Below are 20,171 nucleotides of genomic sequence, written 5' to 3'. Positions count from 1 at the left end.
CTTTCGGGTCTGCAGCCCCTTTCCACATGGGGATTGGAGCAAGGAGTATGATTTTTGGAAACGCCATCGCTATCACAGTCTTGGGAAAAGGGTCAAGGATTTTCCCGGTTTCTGACTTCTCCGGCGCCATCGACAAAGAAAAAGACCAGTTCGTCGTCGGCGACCCATCCCAGTTCCTCCCGCACCATCTTTTCCTGGAAGGCCGGATCGTTTCGAAGTCGTTGGATCTTATGAAAGAGTCGCCGGTTTTCGCCGGCCAGGGCGGCGTGGAGGGCTTCCAGTTCAGCGACTTGGCTTCGCTTGTTCCGGTAACCCCGGATGCCCGAAGGGGAAAACACGATGGCATACGCCAGCCCCAGGTTCACCGCCACCAGGAGCCACACGAGGATCTGGATTCCTCGAAGGCCCGGAAAAGGATACCGGCGCCCCGATTTCGAAATCCCGTCACGGCCCCCCACGCGGCCACTCCTCCCTCAAAGCGCCACGGCCCAGGGCTCTTTCAGGAATCTTCACCGAAGGGAACAGCCGCGGGTCCGTGTGAGGCAGAAACGTCGCGCCCCGAAATTCGTTCATGAGTTCCATGTTGACGTTAAGTTCAATGTACGTGATCCGGGTCCTGAGCTTTTCGACGACTTCCAGGAGTTCCCGGTCCAGCAGGAGCATCGCGGCACCTTCTCCGGCGGTGTTTCCGACCCCCTGGTAGGTATCGAGGGGGAGGTCGGGCAGCATGCCGATCCGGATGGCCATGGCCGGATCGATGTGGTTGCCGAAAGTCCCGGCGATGAAGATGTGCTTCACGTCCTGCAGGCTCACCCCCACCTTCCGGGTGATCACGTTCAGGATCGTGTACATGGCGGCCTTGGACTTGAGCAGAATCCCGATGTCCACCTCGGAAACCGCCAGATCCATCCCGTCCGCGGTCTCGTCGGCGAAGGCCACGATGTAGGCCGGCCCGTCGGGAAGTTCCACGATCCGGGGGGATCGGAGCTGCGTGTTGATCTTGCCCTGGATGGTGAGGATCCCGGCCATGAACATTTCGGCCACCAGGTCGATGAGGCCCGACCCGCAGATCCCGACCGGCTTTCCGCCGCCTATGACCCGGTACGTGGGCTCCAGCGAACCGGGATCGATCCGGATCCAGTCGATGGCTCCCGGCGCCGCCATCATGCCGCGTTCCACCACGCCGCCTTCCAGCGCGGGGCCCGCCGCCCCGGCGCAGGCGATGAGCCAATCCCGGTTCCCGAGAACCACTTCCGCGTTGGTCCCCACATCCACCAGCATGGAAAGATCTTCCCGGTGATGCAATCCGCAGGCGACGATCCCGGCGATCAAGTCCCCGCCGAAATAGGCACCCACATTGGGAAACACGTAGACCAGGGCTCGGGGATGAATGGCGAGACCTAAATCCGCCGCGCGATAGAAGGGAAAATGGTTGGCGACCGGGATGTAAGGCTCCCTGCAGAGGTTCGCCGGGTCGAGCCCTAGGAAGAAATGGCTCATGGTCGTGTTTCCCGCCACCGTGAAGGCGTAAACGTCGGACGGCGACCGGCCCTGTTCGGAAAGCAGGGCCGCCGTGGTTTCATTGCAGGCATTGATCAGGCACCGCTGCAGGGCTTCCAGCCCGTCCCGCCGGCGGGCTTTGACAATCCGGCTGAGGATGTCTTCCCCGAAGGGGATTTGCGGATTGGGGACGGAGCGTTCCGCCAGGCGCTTTCCTGAGGCGAGATCCACCAGGTAAAACGCGAGGCGGCTGGTGCCGCAATCCAGGGCGAACCCCAAGACGTCTCCGGGCGACGCCCCCGGAACCACATCGATCAGCGCCCACCCGTCCCCCTCTCGGCCCACCACCGGGCAGACTTCGAAATCGCCTTCGCGAACCTTTCCCGCCATCTCGCCCAAGGTCCGGGGATCGAACCTCAAAGGTGTTATACCTCGCTGAGCCAGCGCCCGTTCCAGCCGGTCCAGGTCCGCGGTGTTGTCGTCCAAGTTCGGCCTGGGGAGCCTCAGAAACGGGGCTTCCACCAGAGGCCTTAATCCCCTGCTCCTCGAAGCCTCCCGGGGGATCTCCCACTGAATCCCGTCTTTTTTCATGACTCCGCTTCTTGAATCTTTGCAAACCGCATGTGGTTCACCACGAATTCCAGAAAACCGCACACCAGCCGGTCGGACAGTTGCAGCCCCAAGACCCCGCTCAACGTCTCCAACGCGTCCCAGACCCGTTCACCCGGCTCCAGATTGATCTGAAGCGCCTCCTCGCTTTCCAGCATCGAAGGTCCGCAAAGGTAAGGCGCCGAAAGGCTGAAGTGCATGCGGCACGCGATCGGGCGGTAAAGGTACACCCGGCACAGGTCCCCTTCCAAGAACGGACAGGGCTCTCCATGCCGGCAGTAGTGGAAAAGATAGGCTTCCTGTTCCGCGCCCGGCCCGCCGTGCGCAGCTTCGCCCACATCCCGCCACCGGCAGACTTCCGCCCAGAGCTCCTCGCGTTCCAGCGCCCTGCGGAAAAAACGATCGTGGAGTCCTGTCTGCTGGAGCCCGAAGTAAAGGTAGAGAATCTCGACACCTTCCACGCCCAGCGGAATCTGGCGGCAGCAGTGCGAACAACCCATCGCGCAGGCCACATTGTAGCCGGAACGCCTCAAATGCCCAAGGATAAAGCGGGTGGATTCGTCGAAGAGTTGCAACGCCTTTTCATAGTTCCGAAAGAACTGGGCGGGGAGCACCCGTTCCTCCCGCCACTTGCCTACATCCACCAGCCGGGCGTTTTCCGCGAGGGCTTCCGCCATCGCCCGCTGATAACCGCGAACCCCTTCCTGCAGATCTTCGGGAGGCTCCCGGAGCAGCTCGGGCAATGGAATGGATTGCCTTCCTCTGACCATCTTTCCCAAAGCTTCCTTCCGCAGCCGCGCGGTGCCGCCGAACCGCCACGGCGGACCCGTTCACAGCGCAGCCCGAACCTAACACAGGTCACGGGCGATGTTAAGGCGCCATCGTCCATGGACAGGCGGCTCACCTGCGTGCACGCGCTCCGAGACGCCCCGCGATCGAAGCGCTCAACCCACGTCCTTCACCGGCGCCACTCCCGTTTAAGAGCTTGTGCGAAAATCGCCATATATGACATTTGCACGTCATGTAGCAATGCGAGATCAACTTGACATGTCCATATGCTTGTGATAATCAATTTTTAATTCACGATGAGCGTATGGAGTACATTGTCATGGCTCGTTTTAAGACGTTTGAAAAGTAAGGCAGACTGAAAAGCATGAAAACATTCCACGACTGCCTGCCTTGTTTCGTGGCCCAGGCCGTTTCCGCCCTGGAACGCTGCGGGCTTGACGAAGCGGCCTTTCAGGAAACGATGCGCGCCGTGTTGGGGGAATTGGCTCGGGTCGATTTCGCCGTCCCACCTCCAGCGGTGGTGCGAAACCTCTATCGCCTGATCCGGCAAGCCACCGGTACAAGAGATCCCTACGCGGCGGAGAAACAACACTCCAATCGCCTCGCCCATGCCATGGCGGAAAAGTTCAGGAAGAAAATCGAAGCTTCCGAAGACGGTTTCATCGCCCGGCTCAAGCTGGCGCTGGCGGCCAACAGCATCGACTACGGAAGATACGGCCGGTTGCAGGAAGACGATGTTCTGGAAGCGATGGAAACGGCCTTGGCGGCGCCGGTGGACCCGGATGCCGCCGCCGCACTGCGCCAGGCGGTGGCCGAAGCGGACCGGATTCTCTATCTTTGCGACAATGCGGGGGAGATTGTCTTCGACCGCCTGCTGATAGAAGTTTTGCCCCGCGACAAAATAACTGCGGTGGTGCGCGGCATGCCGGTGATCAACGACGCCACCCTGGAAGATGCCCGGGCGGCGGGGCTTACCGAGATGGTCCGGGTGATGGACAACGGCTCCGATGCCCCGGGGACCTTGTTGGAAACCTGTTCGCCGGCGTTCCGGGACTGTTTTGCCGCGGCGGACCTGATCATTGCCAAGGGTCAGGGCAATTTCGAAACCCTGAGCGAAACGCGCGGCAAACAGATCTTCTTTCTGCTCAAGGTCAAATGCCCCCTCATCGCCCGGGACATAGGCCAGCCCACCGGTCGCCTGGTGGTGAAGCCGCACCTTCTCCCGGCAGGCGATGCAAAGCCCTGAAATCTCGTCTGTGACCTCGCCTCACTGATCGGGCAAGCGTCGGGGTATGCTTCAGCCGATGCCTGCCGTGACACAAGTGCCGGACTGGCTTTCGGCGGAAACGTCCCATAAGCGCTAAGTTATTGGTAGCATAGAAGATAATAGACCTAATATTTGATGCCAAATTCTGTTTCCCCTCCCCTTGTGGGAGGGGAATGTAACTGATTGACATACGTTGATTTTCTCACCCTCACCCCAACCCTCTCCCATCAAGGGAGAGGGGGGATTTTTTGACCTTCGTTAACCTTTTTGCTTAAGGTTTCCACTTTAGAACGCTACCAAGCTATTTTGTAAACATTCACGGGTTGCATTTATGCCATTGGGTTGTTTTTAAAGATGAACATCGGACATCGAACATTGAACGTTCAACATCGAATGAAAAAACGTGGTACACGCTGAATAAGCTTTAACCATCGGGTGCAGATCTTTTGCTTCTTGTTCCCAAGCTCCAGCTTGGGAACACAACTGTGCAGAAGCTCCAGCTTCGGTGAGCCCGTTCCCAAGCCAGAGCTTGGGAACGAAGGGAAACATCACTTCGAGATCCTGGCGAGCTCCCTAGAAAGACAGCGCGTTTCAGCTGTAGCAGGAGGGAAGCTGGAGCTTCCCTGGCAGGGCGTTCCCAAGCTGGAGCTTGGGAACGAGGGGAAACGGAGCTGATGCGCTTGCTGCTTTAAGGCCATCTGGATCTACCTCAGACGGTCACCCTGGATGTAGTTCTAAAAGATCCGCACCCTTAACCATCTTTGGGTTTCCCTAGGTTCCTTTAATAAGAAATGAGATACGAAGCTTATGGATAAAGTCCTTTGGGGACTCGGCTGCCTGGGGTTTACCATGGTTTGGATAAGGTGAAGTCCCCGATCTTAACAATTGGCCCGCAACATGGTTGCCTGTTCTGGTATTTGGAAGCTGTTCGACGATCTTTATAATTCGCACCGAATACTCAAGCAGCCTTTCATCATCTTTTCCTATTCACCATTCGATGTTCGATGTTCGATGTTCGATGTTCGATGTTCGATGTTCGATGTTCGATGTTCGATGTTCGATGTTCGATGTTCGATGTTCGATGTTCGATGTTCGATGTTCGATGTTCGATGTTCGATGTTCGATGTTCGATGTTCGATGTTCGATGTTCGATGTTTATTTTTCCCCACTCGATACCGGGCAAAAACAACTTAGCGCTTATGCGGAAACGTCCGTCTCTGCGCGGGCGCGGTAATATACGACCCCCCCGCTGCGGGTGGATTCCACCAACCCCTGGGTGACAAGCTCTTCCAGGTACTTGGCTACCGCGTTCAGGTGCATCTGCAGGCCGTCGGCGATGCCGCCGGCCGTGCAGGGGCGCCGGCGCAGCAAGTCGAGCATCTCCTGGCGGCCGGCGGCGAACTCGCCTAGCTGGTGCACGCCGCGAAAATCGGCTATCACTTCGGCTTCGGGCTCAAACCGCCGGGCCAGCTCGGCCAGGCGCTCCAGGGAGACCCCGTTGGCAAAGTCCTCCGCCGGCGGACGGCACACCGTATTAAGCTGGACCCGCTCCGGGGCGACCGCCTTGACGTGCCGGACCAATTTCTCCAGTTGCACCGGATCGGATGTAAACCCCTCCAGGATGAACACCTCGAGCCAGAAATGGCCGCTGAACTCCCGGCGCATGGCGACCAGACCGGCTACCATGGTATCGAAATCGATGGATGGATGGGGACGGTTGACAGCGGCGAACACCTGCGGGTCGCCGGCGTCCAGGGACGGAATCAACAGATCCGCCCCGGCCAGTTCGCGGCGCACCTGGGGATCTGAGAGCAGCGAACCGTTGGTCAGCACTGCCACCGGGGTGTCGGTGAGGCGCTTGATGCCGGCGATCAGCTCGCCGAGCCTCGAATAGAGGGTCGGCTCTCCGGAGCCGCTCAAGGTAACGTAGTCCGGGCGCCGGGCAAGACCGGCCTGTAGGTCGGCCAGCACCGCCTCCAGGGGTACGTACTCGCGGCGCTGGACCGTCAGGTCGGTGGTTCGCCCCAACTGGCAGTAGATGCAGTCGTAGCTGCATGTCTTAAACGGGACGAGATCAATGCCCAGGCTGCGCCCGAGCCGTCGGGAGGGGACTGGACCGAAAACATAACGGCGGAGGCGGCTCAATGCCCACCTCCCCATCTCGACCGGTCGCACGGTTCGCTGCGGCCGCAGCAGGTCCGCCCGGTGCGCTCAAAGGCGCACCCGCCGGCGCCTCGTCCCCTGCCGCCGCGACCGCCCCCCTGCCCATAGCCCTTCATGATGAAACCGCCACCGCCTCCGATAAGCCGCTCAACGGGCCCGCCGCAGTCCGGACAAACGACCACCGACGCGTCGCCCATGCTCTGAAAACGCTGAAAGATCTGCCCGCAGGCGTGACAACGATACGTATACGTTGGCATAATCCTTTCCTCCGCGCTTCGGGCGCCGGCATTTTGTGCAGCCGCCCGAAGGATGATTGGGTTGATCCATCGACGGAATGCCTAGGCTTCCCGACCTGCCGGCTTTTCCATGGATGCCAGACGCTGCTGAATATCATCCATCTGCCGCTGCAGGAAAGATGCCTGGTCCTGCAAGTCGCGGCGTTCGACTTCGGGATCCAGAGGGCCGACGTAAGGATACGGATAAACGGCCGGTGCCCACGCGCCCCAACCGCGTCCATACCCCCAAAAACGACGCCCCCGGAAACCGCCGCCGAAACGGCCGCCCCAACCCCGTCCCCAGCCGCCGTAACCAACCGTGAAACCGGGAGCGGCGTTTCCGGTGCAGTATCCCAATCCGCGTCCCGTACGGGGTCCTTGGCCCAGCGGGCCTGTTCTGTCTCCACCCGGCATGGTAAACCTCCTTAGCTTCTGATTGAACAATTGGTTTCAATGGCAGCCGTGGCCATGCCGGCGGTGGCGCCGGCGACATCCGGGCATCCGGTGGCAGGCAGCAGTGCGCCCACGGGCCAGAAAACCCGCCAACACCGCCTCCACCGGGCCGCAGACCTCCGCCCAAACGCGGATTCCGGCCGCGGCCAAGGCCGCCTCCATGGTTCTGGATATCGCCCCGCAGATCAGTACGTCGATTCCCAACGCCTTGACCTGCGCCACCCGGTCCAGGGGATCGTGTCCGGTGACAACGACATCGCTGCGTCCGATCTCCCGACCTTCTTCCGCCTCCACTACCAGGAGCCGGCCGCAGACATCGAACACGGGCGACACCCACTCTTGCCAATGCGGAATGGCGATCTTCATACCCATTAGCATAGCAAACCACATGCCGGCATTTCAAACCTGTCAACAAAATATTTTTGTGTGTGTTTCCGATTAGATATAAATTTTTGACAACTAATCCCAAAATTGATATCGTGCATATTGCAATTATGCGTCTATGATTGTGTTGCAATTTAAAATATTAGCGATCACAGCTCACCATCATCCGTGCCGGATCCACCATGATGACTGAACTCAGTCCCCATCCCATCCTAGACGCCATCAACGAAGGCGTATTTACCGTCGACCTCGACCGGCGGATCACCGGATTCAACCGGGCCGCTGAACGCATCACCGGCGTCCGCCGCGCCGAGGCGATGGGCCGCCGCTGCTTCGAGGTCTTCCGCGCCGACATCTGCGAAACCGACTGTGCCGTGGCACGAACCCTGGAAACCGGCCAGCCGGTGATCAACGCCGCCGCACGCATCTATGCCGCCGGCGGCCGGCAGGTGCCCATCCGCGTCTCCACCGCCCTATTGCGCGAGGCCGACGGCCAGATCATCGGCGCCGTTGAAACATTCCAGGATCTCAGCCGCATCGAGCAACTGCAAAAGGAGCTGGAAGCCCGCTACAGCTTCGAGGACCTCATCGGCCGCAGCCCGGCCATGCAGACTCTCTTCGAAATTCTGCCACGGGTGGCGGCCAGCCAAAGCACCGTCCTGATCTCCGGGGAATCCGGGACCGGCAAAGAGTTGGTGGCCAGGGCCGTCCACAACCTTTCGCCCCGCCGCCAAGGCCCCTTTGTAGCCCTCAACTGCGGCGCCCTCCCCGACACTTTGCTGGAATCGGAGTTGTTCGGCTACAAGGCGGGAGCCTTCACCGACGCCCGCAAGGACAAGATCGGCCGCTTTGTGGCGGCCCAGGGCGGCACGCTGTTTCTCGACGAAATCGGCGACGTGTCGGCCGCCATGCAGGTTCGCCTGCTCCGCGCCGTGCAGGAGCGCACCGTGGAGCCGCTGGGTGCCGTCCATCCCACGCCGGTGGACGTCCGCCTGGTCGCGGCCACCAACAAGGACCTGGCGGACCTGGTGCGCCAGGGCCGCTTTCGGGAGGACCTTTATTACCGGATCCGGGTGGTGGAGCTGCGCCTGCCGCCCCTGAGGGAGCGCCGCGAGGACATCCCGCTGCTGGTGGACCATTTCATCGCCCGACTGAACCGGCTCCAAGGCAAGGATGTGACCGGCGTTTCCAACGCAGTGCTCATGCGCCTGATGGAACACAATTACCCGGGCAACGTGCGGGAGCTGAAAAACATCCTTGAGCACGCTTTCGTGCTCTGCCAGCAGGGACGTATCGACATCGGGCACTTGCCGCCGGAACTGCGGCCCGCCGGTCCCGCCGAGGTCGGCCACGCCGGCCCCATGACCCTTCAGGCCATGGAGCGACTCATGATCACCGAAGCCCTGCGCCGCCACGCCGGCCACCGGCAGCAGGCCGCCGCCGAGCTGGGGATCGACCCCAGCACGCTCTACCGCAAGATCCGCGCCTTGAAGATCCCGTCGCCCTCCGTGGACGGCCGCGGGCGGCGTTTCAAACAAGCTTAGAATAGCTGCCGCACGCTCATTCCCTTCCAGTGGAAGCTCCCTTCGCCACACGGCTTGAACCCCGGCCGGATCCCTCCTGGGCGGTACCGAGCGCACGGTCAAACTTTCAGGAAAAGACGGTCGAAACGCAGAACTCTTTAGAATATACTCATGTCAGCCAAATGGAGTCGTTTGCCCCGGATCACTCAACCCTCATCGGTAAAAATCTCAGATTCGGCCTCGATCCGGCCCACCACAGCGATAGTGGTCGCCACTGAGCAGTACTTTTCGATCGACGGGGTAATGGCTTGGGATACCGCCTTTTCAGTCAACGCATGCCCCCTTACCCGATAGTAGGTCCGAATCGTATGGTAGGCCCATGGCGGCCGCGGGATGCGGTGCCTGTCCACCGACACTTCGAAGAAAGGTCAGTTGGCGGATTCTTCGCGGAGCTCACCGGGTTGCGGTGCGTCGGCGCACCAGGGGCTCTTTTCCACTCCATCCGTATACCGCCGCAGAACGCAGCTAGCGGCGAACGCCGGCCGAACCATGTAGCACGCAGGACGGCGTCTCGGTACCGTTGCACCATCTCCCGCATCATCTCGTCCTTGCCGTCCGCTTCAATAAAGGAGGACCTCGTGGAGCATCCGCACGGACTCCAGCCGGAAGTCCCAGAACATAGCCCGGATTCTCTCCAAGAGGTCCCGTTTGGTATGGTCGGAAAAGTTCACCCCCGAACCCACCTTCGGAGTCAGAGATGACCCTCCGGGTTTGCGAAAACCAAACCCTTCAATGCCCGGTTTTCAAGGCTTTACAGCAACTCCGGGAATTGCGGTTATTTGACCTCCATGAGATTTTCCACATAGTCCACTACCTGACCTGTAATGGAGTAGTAGGTCATTGATATCTTCTTTGCATCAGCTTCAAACATACAGTAACCGGCTTGTGAAGACAGATACACTGGTTGCCAGGGTGTTTCCTCACGTGAGTAATAAGGAGCTCCTCCGGTACCGGCTGTGATTTGCCATGTCGGATGGTCGAACTCGGGATTAGAAGAAAATGTATCCAACACCCCATCATTGTTGGTATCATCTTCTGGGTAGACGCCAACCGGGGTGGTTTTGTCGACCAAAAGCCGATGGTATTCATGTTCATCACCTGCCAGCACCGCGGCCACTTTACTGGATTTGGCAATGGCTTCCCAGAAACGGTTACGCGCTTCAATCATGCCCTGTCTTTCCGGAACCACTGTCTCTCCATCATATGAGGTGGCTGCCCTGATATTGTTGTTCCCATTGTACCACATGGCATCTTTAACATGGCCCCCGCAGGGGAATACAGGTTCTTGCGCAAAAAGGATAATATACCGAATATCCCTGTCTTTCTCGGCTTGATTTAACACATTCTCAACCCATTCAAGCTGATCTCCCATCATATAACCCTCAGGGCTCCCCCCGTAATTTTGGACTTTGTCATTGGTAGTCCACCAGTAATTGTTATTGAACGCGATCAGGAGCACCGGGCCATACCGGAAATGGTAGACATTTTCTTTGTAGGTAGGCCGACGAGGATCTGAAGCTTCCGGGCCATTTGTGGGGTTATAGAACTCATGTGCAAAGATCGCCTCGGCGCTCTGGGTCTGATAGGGCCATTTATCCAAGCATATTCCGTCCTCAGACCCATCACCATAACAATTGAGCAGTGTCTCGTGATTTCCCATTGCGGGATACACCGGTTTGGTGCGCCAGAATCCAGCCAGCGACTGTTTCCACCCCCGGAGCTGAAGACGAAAGTCCTCCGGTTCAGTGGTGTATCCATTGACAAGATCTCCTCCGAACAGGAAGAAATCAGCTCCCCGCCGGTGAGCATCCAGGGCGATTTTGCTTAAGATGGCGAAATTATGGCCCATATAGGTTTGTTCACCGCCTCCCACACCTTCTCGACTGTCACTGACAAACGCAAACCTGATTTTCTTTCCAAAACCAGGGGTGGTACGACCAGGCGCGGTACGAAATGCATATACGCGAGACTCAGTCTTTTGCCCTGCTTCATTGCTGCACAGCACGTAATATTCATAGTCACTGGATGGTTGCAGGCCGGTCACCAGCGCTTCATGTCGCTGGGTGTTTTCAGACACTGCAACAAGCTTCCATTCGGTCGCAGTCCGTTTTCTAGGCGGGTCGTATACATACCTGGCGTACACATAACCTGTGCATTCTTGATCTGTCTCCCATGCGATTGCCAACGATGTGGGGTCGTCGCTTCTCACCAGACATACAAAGGGGCCTTCCGTAATGGTGAGATTTCTTTCGAACACATCGCCCTGTTTGAGAAAGCTGACCACGCTATCATAGAATCCTAAATGCGTCGGGATACCATCTTCTCCCATACGGAAAAGATCCAACCTGTATCCCAGAGACATGTCAGCTGCAGGCCAATCGTTGGCATTGTACTTGTCTCGAAACAAAGGAGAAATAGGTAAGGTTCCCACCCCATCAACTAAATCACTTTTCAAACGATAACGAGCGTAATCATAATCGGATTCGTTGGCCTCAAAGGGATATGGCCCGGTGTAGATCACGCCCGAATAAGATGTATCTCCTAAATCCAACATAAGCCCCTGTCCATCAGGATCCGGGCCGATAATGTTATGAATTTGCTCAAAGGTGAGAGGGTTGCGGACCCCACTAGGTATGAGTGGATATCCAGGAACAACCACTGGCAACTCAGAGTCTGCCACCGCTGACCCCGCCACAACCAGAGACAAGGCCACACACACGGTGAGAAGAACACTACACAGCCTCATTCTGTTTTTTGAGCATAGACCAGCCATACCAAATACCTCCTTACGTCGTTACTTTTCGACTAGCGGACAAACCTGCGGCAAGCCGCAGGGTATCCATCAAACAAATTCAGTTGCCTCAATTCTTCTATAGGTTCACCCTGTCTCTCTATGTAATTCTCTACCGCTTTGCCGTCAGCTCTCTCCCCACACTCGCTACATAATATCCATCCGCCCAAAACTCTCCTCCGCTAAAAGTTTATACTTTATCACCCCCTTTCCGAGGACCCTATTAGATAGTCCATTTCTCCGGCTTTCCAGATGCCTTTTCTCGTGAAAGAATCAAAGAGAAGCCGGTTAAACACATGCTGACCATCAAACGACTATTTAAGAGCTTGTCCGAGAGTGGCGATTTTCGCGGTTCTGGATACGCTAACTATGCGAGATTCCATTGTCTGAAAGGGTTGATTTTGAATTCTAGGACAGGCTCGTAATAGGACCTCTGTACCTTTCCGTTCCTACGTTACGTAATCTGTTCTAAGATCAACTATCTTTGAGCAAAATATTTTGACGTTTTTGTGATGGGTCTATGTCATTTATATTACAACCTTAATCCGCGAGATCGCGTCTATACATAAAACTGTCATATCGCAGATATCATGGTGAATCTCATCCGCTTTTATGCTATAGGGTCTCCTGTCAAATATTCACCGGGCAGGTACACTCATGAAGAGAATCCAAATTTAACAATAGCAGGAAACCTTGCGACAGCGCTTCGACAGGCAAGCGAAAGCTTTCGAACGGCTTGCGGAAGCCGGTAGCATCGAACTGCTCAAGAGGACACAGGTTCCCGTAACGGCTCTTCCCACGGGGCATGTGCCTTTGGACCTGTATGTTTTCTGAATTCCGACACAAAGAAAGAAGGGGTGTCACCGATACGCGCCCATCGGGACCTACCTCGGCCAGGATGGATGGTGTCTGGGCATTGAGCTTCCCCCAGGGTCTCAGCATTCCCAGAACGGATTTGTGGACTTTTTGCGCAAGGTGTTGGTATATGCCCAGAAGATCACCCGCAAGCGCCTCTTGGTGCGGACGGACTCGGCTCACGATGCTCTGGAAACGCTTGTGGAGCTTCGCCGACACCTCAAAGTGAGCTTCATCATCCAATGGAATCAGCGCAAGGCGGACGTCCTTTCCTGGTGTGATCGGGCCTTCTAAGAGTTAAAGCCTGGTATGCTGTATTGATCCATCAGCACTGGGATACTACTGATGCCCGACACGGAAGAAGCGGGCTTGCGGACATTCCGCAAGGGCGCTTCTTTTTGCCGTATTCCGGATTTGGATCAGTTCAGGCGGACGACACGTGGGGAGGCGAGGGGCTCAGGCAGGTCCACCGCTCCACCGAGGCGCTCTTTGATGTAGACCTCGAGAATCTCCTGCTCGCCGATGGCGGTGGTCTCGATCTTGGTCGCAGCGGCGATGGATGCGTAACCGTCACCGCCCGTGGAAAGGAAGTCGTTTGTGGCGAGAATGAATGTCCTGGCCGGGTCCCCCTGGAGGGCGAAATTATTCACGAGCGTGTCTGTCGTCCCATCATGATGCGTGATAATGAGCGTTTTAATCCTGGATGGCGTTGTGAGACTCGCCTGCCCCTCGATCCCCGGGCGGCTCGCGTCGTATTCGAGGAACATCCCGGCTATTTGGGGAAACCGTCCGTCAAGGGAAGGGACACGGCTCACGGCGTTTTCCATCATGGCGACCATCTGGTCCCCGGTGAGTTCGAGAACCGCGAGCTTGTTGTCGAAGGCGAGGGCCGCCTCGACGGTGAGACGAATGATGCTCGGGCCGAGGATGCTGTCGCGGATTCCTCCACCGTTCTTGAGCGCCACATCCACGCCGGTAAGCGGGAACTGCTCTCTGGTAAACCAAAGGGTGGAGTCGGCGGCGAGGCGTCCGAGGTTGGTTTCCCTGCTCCTCACATCCGCCCTGTTCCCGTTCAGCGGCGAGGTGGTGGTACCGATGACCGCGAAAGCATCCTGTATGGTCGGGGTTTCCTCGAGCGCGGAAAAGATTTTTTCGACTCTGGCGGGTGTCCTTATGGGGCGGCCGAGAAGATCACCGAGGGCATCCACGGCCTCGGCGGTTGTGGCAACCGGTCCGCTGCGGTCATCCACGGAAACGATGCGTCCCTCCCTATCGAACTCGACGATGAGGTTACCGATGTAGCGGTACTGCTGATCACTGTTCACGACGAGAACCTGGTTGCCAACGCTGTCGGTGCGGACCGTCGGGTAGTCCGCCCCGGGGACGTCTCCCTCCCTGAGAAGATTGAACGGGCCGTCCGCTTCTGCCTTCGCCATGAAGCCGGTGCTCCCGGCCGCTACGATCACGTCGATCCCACGAAGGGTGCTAGCGGACAGCGGATCCCCGGTGAAGTCCTGCGCATGATCAATAAGGATGATGCGCTTGACCCCCTTTCCTTCCAGCAGATCAACCTGTTCGAGGACCTGGCCGACCGCCGACACGAGGGGCTGGTTGGTAACCGGGTCCCTGCCTCCCACGAAGTCAAGGCCCGGCAGGGTATTGGTCGGATCCTTTATGACGTTGAAGAAATCGGCGGGAGCCCGTCCGATCAGCCCCACCTTTTCGCCCCCCACATTCAGCCAGCAGCTTTTTACGACCTTTCCGCGGCTGAGGGAGCAGGCCATGCCGTCACGCCCGATCCGGATCTGGGGAGTGCCGTCCTCCAGTTCCACTGCGCTGAAATCCAGGTTCACGGCGATGAAGGGGTAATGGGCCCTATCAAGCATCCTCGCAAAATCGTTTATACCGCCGTCGAATTCGTGGTTGCCCATGCCGTTGGCATCAAGTCCCATGGCGTTGTAGAGCGCTATGTCGCCAAGACCGGGGGCGCCGAGCCAGGAGACCTCGGATGCGCACTGGTAGAACGGTCCGGGTATGGTGTGGTCCCCGGCCGTTATGTGTATCGAGGGTATGCACTCACGCCTTGCGAGCTTTCTGAGGCCATCCTCGAGGGTTGCATAGTTTAGAATCTTTTTCTCGAGGGTGTTCGGATCCTGGAACGAGGATTCGTTGTCCGAACTGTGAAGGATCTGCAGTTTCGAGTGGAAGGAGTGTGGGCATGGAGCGCCTGCGGGCTGATGCTGACTGTCGTCGCACGTTGCCGGGACCCACGAAAAATAATCCGCTGATTCCGTATTGACAGAAAATAAAACAGTCAGCGCAACAGCCGGAAAAAAACACAGACATTTTTTAAATATATTCATTTATCGTCTCCTTACATTACTTTTCGACTATTTTATCCCCACACTAATTTTCTAACTAATAATCACTCGCTGCTTTTTACATGTCCTTCATCCTTTCGAAGGTAGCGCGCATTTCAACTGCCTGATTGGTTATTCCCTGATCTTCTTCCGATTCCTCGGCGCGAATAATCCCATATATGGTATGACAATCTCCGGTCCGGTCCCAGGCGATTCCTTGTCCGCGAATCATGACATCTTCGATGGTGACAGGAGAATCATTATGCCGCAAATTAATGACGTCAACCAATTCAGGGGTAGCACCGAATGTTGGCAGTTTGGATTTGTAGAGTTCAGGCGAATCATGACCGGTTAGCTACAGATACCCGTCTGGTCCCCACGATCCTCCCGAAATACTCATGCTTCCGGTGCGCTCCGGAATAAGAATTTCGTCGGGAAGAACCCAGCCTTCCAACCGGACGAAATCCCTGTTCATTTTTACTAAAGCGGTTCGTCTTTTGTATCCATAGACATCTTTAACCGATATGCGTTGATCCTCGTTCCCGGGAAGGACATCGTAGCCGTCCGGATTTGCTGGGTCCGGACGATCTTTAAAACGGTTATAGTTTGCAAACACTGCCCACCAGTATCCATCATACCAGTCAATCCAGGTTAATGAGCCCCAGCGTTCACCGAAACTATGAGTTCCAATATGTTCCATGGTTTCAGTGTCGAATATCTCGACGGAACTGGTCATGGGCCACTCATCCCAATTTGAGTGAGCTACATACAGCTTGTCTCCTATGACAACACCGCCATCCATGTGAATCACGAGAATCCGGCCTGAATTTCCCGTCCACTCCCAACGCGCAACCTCAACACCATTGTCCCTACGGTGTTTGGTAATAACGCGATTATCGATAGCATAAAAATGGTCTCTGTCCACTGCTATGCCCTGATTGGCCGTGGGCACTGAAAAACGCTGAACTTCTACTATGGAAACCACCGTTGCCCCGGCAGGAACTGAACCAGTACATTTTTTATCCCAATGCCATGAAATGTTATTGTTTCCGTGGTGCGCGCTGGGCGCCTCGTCATCGTGGTGTGATTCAGCATGTGAAACAGATGAACTGCAAAGCAGTCCCGCCAAAATCGCAAGTATAAAATAAAGTCCTTTTTTCATGATAAACATCCTCAAATTCTTCTCGTTTTTAGCTGTTATGTTCTTGAATATCCCAACTGTCTCACCAGCTGCTACTTTCGCATTAGCACTGCAAGGTATGTGGATATGCTCTTTATCCATCCCCAACGCCTCAAACTCTATTGCTTATCTCTCCTCTATCCCTCATGCCGTTCTTTATTATACACGCCACTTCCTCTTCCAATAAGAATTTATACGTTATCACCTCCTTTCCGACAACCCTATTAGATAGTGCATTTCTCCGGCTTTCCAGATACTTTTTCTCGTGAAAGAATCAAAGAGAAGCCGGTTAAACACATGCTGAGCATCAAACGACTATCTAAGAGCTTGTCCGAGAGTGGCGATTTTCGCGGTTCTGGGTACGCTAACTATGCGAGATTCCATTGTCTGAAAGAGTTGATTTTGAATTTTAGGACAGGCTCCTAATAGGGCCTCTGTAGCTTTCCGTCCCTACGTTGCGCAATCTGTTCTAAGATCAACTATCTTTGAGCAAAATATTTTGACGTTTTTGTGATGGGTCCATGTGATTTACATGGCAGCAGCATTTCCCGGAGCGGATGGTCCTTGGGTGAAAAGCGGGCATGAAAGGAGAGTCTTCGAGTGTTCAGCGGGCAGTTTGGGGTGATCGAGGGTCCGAACGTCCCGTTGAGGGATGCCACCTGGAGCGTGAGGGGCTCAGATGCCCGGTTTGAAGGCGCACCTCCGCGTCGGTTTTTCGGGTGAAAGGCTCAGGTTCTGCATGGGGTAATTCCTTTCTCCGCCCTACGAGGTGTTATAGGCGATGATCGGGGTCAGCCTTTTGTATCCGTAAAGAAGGGCCTCGTAGAGCATCCGGATGGACTCCAGGCGGAAGTCCCAGAACATGGCCAGGATCCTCTCCCAGAGGTCCCGTTTGGTTTGGAGCTTTCGCCATACGGCCTGAAACAGCGGGCAACACAGTTGGAGGCTCTGGTCCACGCAGAAGGCCAACATCATGAGGGTGACGAAGACGGCGCTAAGGTGTTTTCGGCCCAGGCCGTAGTTGTGTTCGAGGTGGTAGCCCTGGTTTTTCAAGGTGTTGAAGGTTTCGTTTTCGATGCGCCGGCGTGCCCGGCCGATCCGCATCAAGGTGACGGCGTTTTCCCGGCGGATGAGGATATCGGTGACCCAGGAAAACCGCAGAAACCCCTTGGGGGTCACCTGCCGCTATTCGAGGAGGTTCATTCGAAGGTCGGAATGGGACTTGGTGAGGGGAAGGTCGTTCAGGAAGCGGAAGTAATGGAGCGTTTCGGGGTTGTCTTCCGCTGCGTGCCAGAACTCCACAGCCCGGCCCTCGGCGATGGCCTCGTCGGCTTTTTCGAAGAGGAAGACGTGATCGGTGGGTTTAACCCCTCGATACAACGGCCGGCGGCGTTGCGTTCGCAGTCGTTTTTGGTGTCGCCGTCTTCTCTTCGGATCACTTCGGGGAGACAGGAGATCACGGCCTTGTGGTCCGGGTGGACGAAGGCGCCTCCCATCATTTGAAGGGAATAGGTGGTCTTGCCGATGCGGGAGGTTTTTCGAAGGCAGGCGTCGGAAAAGACCTTTTCCGACGAAAAACAGCCCGTGCCGTCCAGGGCCAGGATGTAGCGGCCGTCCAGCACGGTCATCTGAGCCAGGGCCTTGCCGCGCTGAAGCCGCGAGAAGATCTCCCGGAAGGCGGATCCGAACGCATGGGGCGAAACCTCGTCGAGAATTTCGCGCATGGTGCTGTCGGAACAGACCTTTTTGATGTGGTAGAGCGCGTGCAGGTTGTGATCCCGAGCCGACCAGCGTTTCTCAAAGGCCGGAAGAGAGGCATCCTTCAAAGAAAACATGGCGAAAAGGCGCTCATAGCCGTATCCGCAAACAAGATCCCCGGCCTGCCTTTGCGGGGATCCGGGATCTTTTCGAACTCACGGCGCGCCGCCCTCACCAGGGCGTCCGCATTCAGATGCTTGAGAGGTCGGATCTTGGAGGAAGACGCGTCTTTGCCGGGCTTCATGGCAAGGTAGCCCAGCAGAGACGCGGACCGGTGTCCAGCATAAAAAAAACAAAATGGTTGAAAAAGTTCACCTCCGAAACCCCCTTCGGAACCCGAAATGACCCCCGAGTTCGCGAAAACCAAACCCTCCGAGGCCCGGTTTTCAAGGCTTTACACGGGCTCCGGAAATTGCTGAACTTTTTTCAACCATTTCCAGTTCGTTTATCTTATAATTTATCAACAGCAAAGCTTTTGTGCAACTAACAAATGTTCACTTTATCTTTGCTACGTCCCTTATCGGCGGACAAACCGGAATGCCGGCCTGGCTATGGGACCGTCGGAGTACTTGTCGCCGGGGAAGACTCGGCAGCCGAGCTCCACCGGTTTACCGATCAGTTCCATGTCAGCCAGTACCGGGTCCATGTCGTATAGGTTTCCCATGATCCATGGGCCTTCCTCGAGCTCCACCAGCACGACAAGATAGGGCGCCTCTGTCTCGCGACCCTCGGGGGCAACGTAGATGGTGGTAAAACTGGTGATTTTGCCCCTGCCGGATAGCTGGGTGACTTCCAGGTCGTATGAGGCACAGTTTCTGCAGCTCATCTGCGGCGGGCAGGTGACGGTGCCGCACTGGTTGCACTTGAGCCCCAGGAGCCGGTTTTGGACCAACCCCTTGTGATATTCACGGAAGGGAAGTTTGTATTCCATGGCCTTTCTCCTCGGATTTGTCGATCATTGCTGCATGCTTCGGGTTATAGCACCGAGTGCGGCGACTGTCTATTACCAGCCGGCTTGCAGGACCAGGTTGGCGATGATGCCGTCGCCGCCCAGGGTATCGACCAAGCCGATCCTGGCGCCTTCCACCTGCCTACCGCTATCGGCCAGGTCCCCCCGCAGTTGCCGGACGATCTCGCATGTCTGGGATGCGCCGGTGGCGCCGATGGGATGCCCCTTGGCCTTGAGCCCACCGGAGATGTTGATGGGTATTTTGCCGCCGATCTTGGTCTCGCCCTTTTCCCAGAGTTCCCCGCCTTTTCCGTTTTCCGCAAAACCAAGGTTTTCAGCGGCGATGATCGAGGCGATGCTGAAGCAGTCGTGCAGCTCGCAGATATCGACGTCCGAGGGGCCGATACCGGCCATGTCGTATGCCTGCTTGACCGATATTTCTCTTGCGCGGATACGAGGCACGTAGGGCGCCTGGGCGCTTAGGCGGGGAGAGGAGGCCTGGCCCACGCCTGTGATGTAAACCGGCTTGTCCGTGAGTTTCTTGGCCGCTTCCTCGGAAGCGAGCACCAGCGCGGCCGCCCCGTCGGAAAACGGGCAGCAGTCGAGGAGGCGGAGCGGGGAGGCGACCAGGAATCCGCTGGAGACCTGCTCAACCGTGACTTGCTTATGTTTGAACTGTGCGTGCGGGTTTTTGGTTCCGTAGAAATGGGACTGAACGGAAACCAGCGACATCTGCTCCCTGAGGCGCTCCATGGGAACCTTATACCTGTCGGCATAGAGGTGGGCCAGCAGGGCGAAAAAGCCAGGAAAGGTGAGGCCGGCGGCAGATTCGTACTTGGCGTCCGTCCCCATGGCAAAGGTCCTCGTGGCAAGAGGTGTGCCCATGGCCGTGGCCTTTTCCGTGCCGCCTACCAGCACGATGTCGTAAAACCCGGACGCCACCCACACGAAGGCGTCCCGAATAGCCAGGGTGGCGGATGCACATGCACCTTCGAACCGGGTGGCCGGCACGTGGTGGAGGCCTAGTTCGTTTGCGATATAGGACTGGATCATTCCCTGCCCCTCGGCAAAGTCTCCGAAAACGTTGCCGCAGTATAAGGCCTGGATACGCTCCGGGCCGATGCCGCATTCGCCCATGGCCTCGGCGGCCGCCTCGCAGAACATCTCGATTTCGGTTTTCGGGGACCCGGAAACGAAATCCGTATGCCCGGTCCCTACAATAGCGACTTTCCTCATGATCGATTCCCCCGTTGGA

19 protein-coding genes are annotated in these 20,171 nt (G+C 56.9%); 3 read left to right on the top strand and 16 right to left on the bottom strand.

Features of this window, described 5'->3' with window-relative positions:
• Nucleotides 1-92: 92 nt before the first annotated feature.
• From FDQ92_RS12370 to FDQ92_RS12360, 3 genes are read right to left on the bottom strand one after another with little or no spacing between them, the layout of a single operon-like run.
• A complete protein-coding gene (locus tag FDQ92_RS12370; RefSeq protein WP_137425180.1) occupies nucleotides 93-458 on the bottom strand; it encodes an FtsB family cell division protein in 366 nt (121 codons plus the stop codon).
• Nucleotides 445-2,091, bottom strand: coding sequence for an ASKHA domain-containing protein (locus FDQ92_RS12365; protein ID WP_137425179.1), 1,647 nt, complete (start codon nucleotides 2,089-2,091; stop codon nucleotides 445-447). The genes FDQ92_RS12370 and FDQ92_RS12365 overlap by 14 nt, the downstream gene beginning before the upstream one ends.
• Nucleotides 2,088-2,879, bottom strand: a complete 792-nt coding sequence (locus tag FDQ92_RS12360; protein WP_137425178.1) for a YkgJ family cysteine cluster protein — start codon at nucleotides 2,877-2,879, stop codon at nucleotides 2,088-2,090. Before FDQ92_RS12360 ends, FDQ92_RS12365 begins: the two co-directional genes overlap by 4 nt.
• Before the next feature lie 383 nt (nucleotides 2,880-3,262).
• Between FDQ92_RS12360 and FDQ92_RS12355 the strand changes: the two genes are divergently transcribed.
• Nucleotides 3,263-4,144 (top strand): damage-control phosphatase ARMT1 family protein, encoded by an 882-nt coding sequence (locus FDQ92_RS12355; RefSeq protein ID WP_137425177.1) that lies wholly within the window; start codon nucleotides 3,263-3,265, stop codon nucleotides 4,142-4,144.
• Nucleotides 4,145-4,936: 792 nt separating this feature from the next.
• Here the strand turns inward: FDQ92_RS12355 and FDQ92_RS16315 are convergent.
• From FDQ92_RS16315 to FDQ92_RS12325, 5 genes are all read right to left on the bottom strand, one after another.
• A complete protein-coding gene (locus tag FDQ92_RS16315; protein WP_211341271.1) occupies nucleotides 4,937-5,116 on the bottom strand; it encodes a four helix bundle protein in 180 nt (59 codons plus the stop codon).
• A 246-nt stretch (nucleotides 5,117-5,362) separates the two neighbouring features.
• Nucleotides 5,363-6,310, bottom strand: coding sequence for a radical SAM protein (locus tag FDQ92_RS12340; protein WP_246041712.1), 948 nt, complete (start codon nucleotides 6,308-6,310; stop codon nucleotides 5,363-5,365).
• Entirely contained in the window at nucleotides 6,307-6,585 is a 279-nt protein-coding gene (locus FDQ92_RS12335) for an FmdB family zinc ribbon protein (protein ID WP_137425175.1), read from the bottom strand. Before FDQ92_RS12335 ends, FDQ92_RS12340 begins: the two co-directional genes overlap by 4 nt.
• An 81-nt stretch (nucleotides 6,586-6,666) precedes the next feature.
• A complete protein-coding gene (locus FDQ92_RS12330) occupies nucleotides 6,667-7,017 on the bottom strand; it encodes a DUF5320 domain-containing protein (protein WP_137425174.1) in 351 nt (116 codons plus the stop codon).
• 36 nt (nucleotides 7,018-7,053) lie between these two features.
• Nucleotides 7,054-7,446, bottom strand: coding sequence for a NifB/NifX family molybdenum-iron cluster-binding protein (locus FDQ92_RS12325; RefSeq protein ID WP_137425173.1), 393 nt, complete (start codon nucleotides 7,444-7,446; stop codon nucleotides 7,054-7,056).
• Nucleotides 7,447-7,622: 176 nt separating this feature from the next.
• Between FDQ92_RS12325 and FDQ92_RS12320 the strand changes: the two genes are divergently transcribed.
• Nucleotides 7,623-8,984 (top strand): sigma-54 interaction domain-containing protein, encoded by a 1,362-nt coding sequence (locus FDQ92_RS12320; RefSeq protein WP_137425172.1) that lies wholly within the window; start codon nucleotides 7,623-7,625, stop codon nucleotides 8,982-8,984.
• Nucleotides 8,985-9,798: 814 nt separating this feature from the next.
• On the opposite strand, the gene FDQ92_RS12315 is transcribed toward FDQ92_RS12320, so the two are convergent.
• Nucleotides 9,799-11,796, bottom strand: a complete 1,998-nt coding sequence (locus tag FDQ92_RS12315; protein WP_137425171.1) for a fibronectin type III domain-containing protein — start codon at nucleotides 11,794-11,796, stop codon at nucleotides 9,799-9,801.
• Between the two features lie 984 nt (nucleotides 11,797-12,780).
• Between FDQ92_RS12315 and FDQ92_RS15765 the strand changes: the two genes are divergently transcribed.
• A complete protein-coding gene (locus FDQ92_RS15765) occupies nucleotides 12,781-12,963 on the top strand; it encodes a hypothetical protein (protein ID WP_246041710.1) in 183 nt (60 codons plus the stop codon).
• 125 nt (nucleotides 12,964-13,088) lie between these two features.
• On the opposite strand, the gene FDQ92_RS12305 is transcribed toward FDQ92_RS15765, so the two are convergent.
• The 7 genes from FDQ92_RS12305 to FDQ92_RS12280 all read right to left on the bottom strand — a co-directional run bounded on the left by FDQ92_RS12305 (nucleotide 13,089) and on the right by FDQ92_RS12280 (nucleotide 20,152).
• Entirely contained in the window at nucleotides 13,089-15,032 is a 1,944-nt protein-coding gene (locus FDQ92_RS12305) for a 5'-nucleotidase C-terminal domain-containing protein (protein ID WP_137425169.1), read from the bottom strand.
• Nucleotides 15,033-15,384: 352 nt separating this feature from the next.
• Complete coding sequence (locus tag FDQ92_RS12300) at nucleotides 15,385-16,311, bottom strand: hypothetical protein (protein ID WP_137425168.1); 927 nt, start codon at nucleotides 16,309-16,311, stop codon at nucleotides 15,385-15,387.
• A 660-nt stretch (nucleotides 16,312-16,971) separates the two neighbouring features.
• Complete coding sequence (locus tag FDQ92_RS12295; RefSeq protein WP_211341270.1) at nucleotides 16,972-17,388, bottom strand: hypothetical protein; 417 nt, start codon at nucleotides 17,386-17,388, stop codon at nucleotides 16,972-16,974.
• Nucleotides 17,389-17,450: 62 nt separating this feature from the next.
• Entirely contained in the window at nucleotides 17,451-18,044 is a 594-nt protein-coding gene (locus FDQ92_RS15530) for a hypothetical protein (protein ID WP_211341269.1), read from the bottom strand.
• A complete protein-coding gene (locus FDQ92_RS12290; RefSeq protein ID WP_137425167.1) occupies nucleotides 18,032-18,211 on the bottom strand; it encodes a hypothetical protein in 180 nt (59 codons plus the stop codon). Before FDQ92_RS12290 ends, FDQ92_RS15530 begins: the two co-directional genes overlap by 13 nt.
• A gap of 273 nt (nucleotides 18,212-18,484) precedes the next feature.
• Nucleotides 18,485-18,898, bottom strand: coding sequence for a Zn-ribbon domain-containing OB-fold protein (locus tag FDQ92_RS12285; RefSeq protein WP_137425166.1), 414 nt, complete (start codon nucleotides 18,896-18,898; stop codon nucleotides 18,485-18,487).
• Nucleotides 18,899-18,970: 72 nt separating this feature from the next.
• The gene (locus FDQ92_RS12280; protein ID WP_137425165.1) at nucleotides 18,971-20,152 is read right to left on the bottom strand and encodes a thiolase C-terminal domain-containing protein; all 1,182 of its coding nucleotides are present in this window, start codon (nucleotides 20,150-20,152) and stop codon (nucleotides 18,971-18,973) included.
• Nucleotides 20,153-20,171: the final 19 nt, after the last annotated feature.

The sequence above is a fragment of the Desulfoglaeba alkanexedens ALDC genome (genome assembly GCF_005377625.1).
GTDB classification, from domain to species: Bacteria; Desulfobacterota; Syntrophobacteria; order Syntrophobacterales; family DSM-9756; genus Desulfoglaeba; species Desulfoglaeba alkanexedens.
The sequence above is the reverse complement of the archived record's forward strand: the minus strand, read 5'-3'. Positions and strand labels throughout refer to the sequence as shown.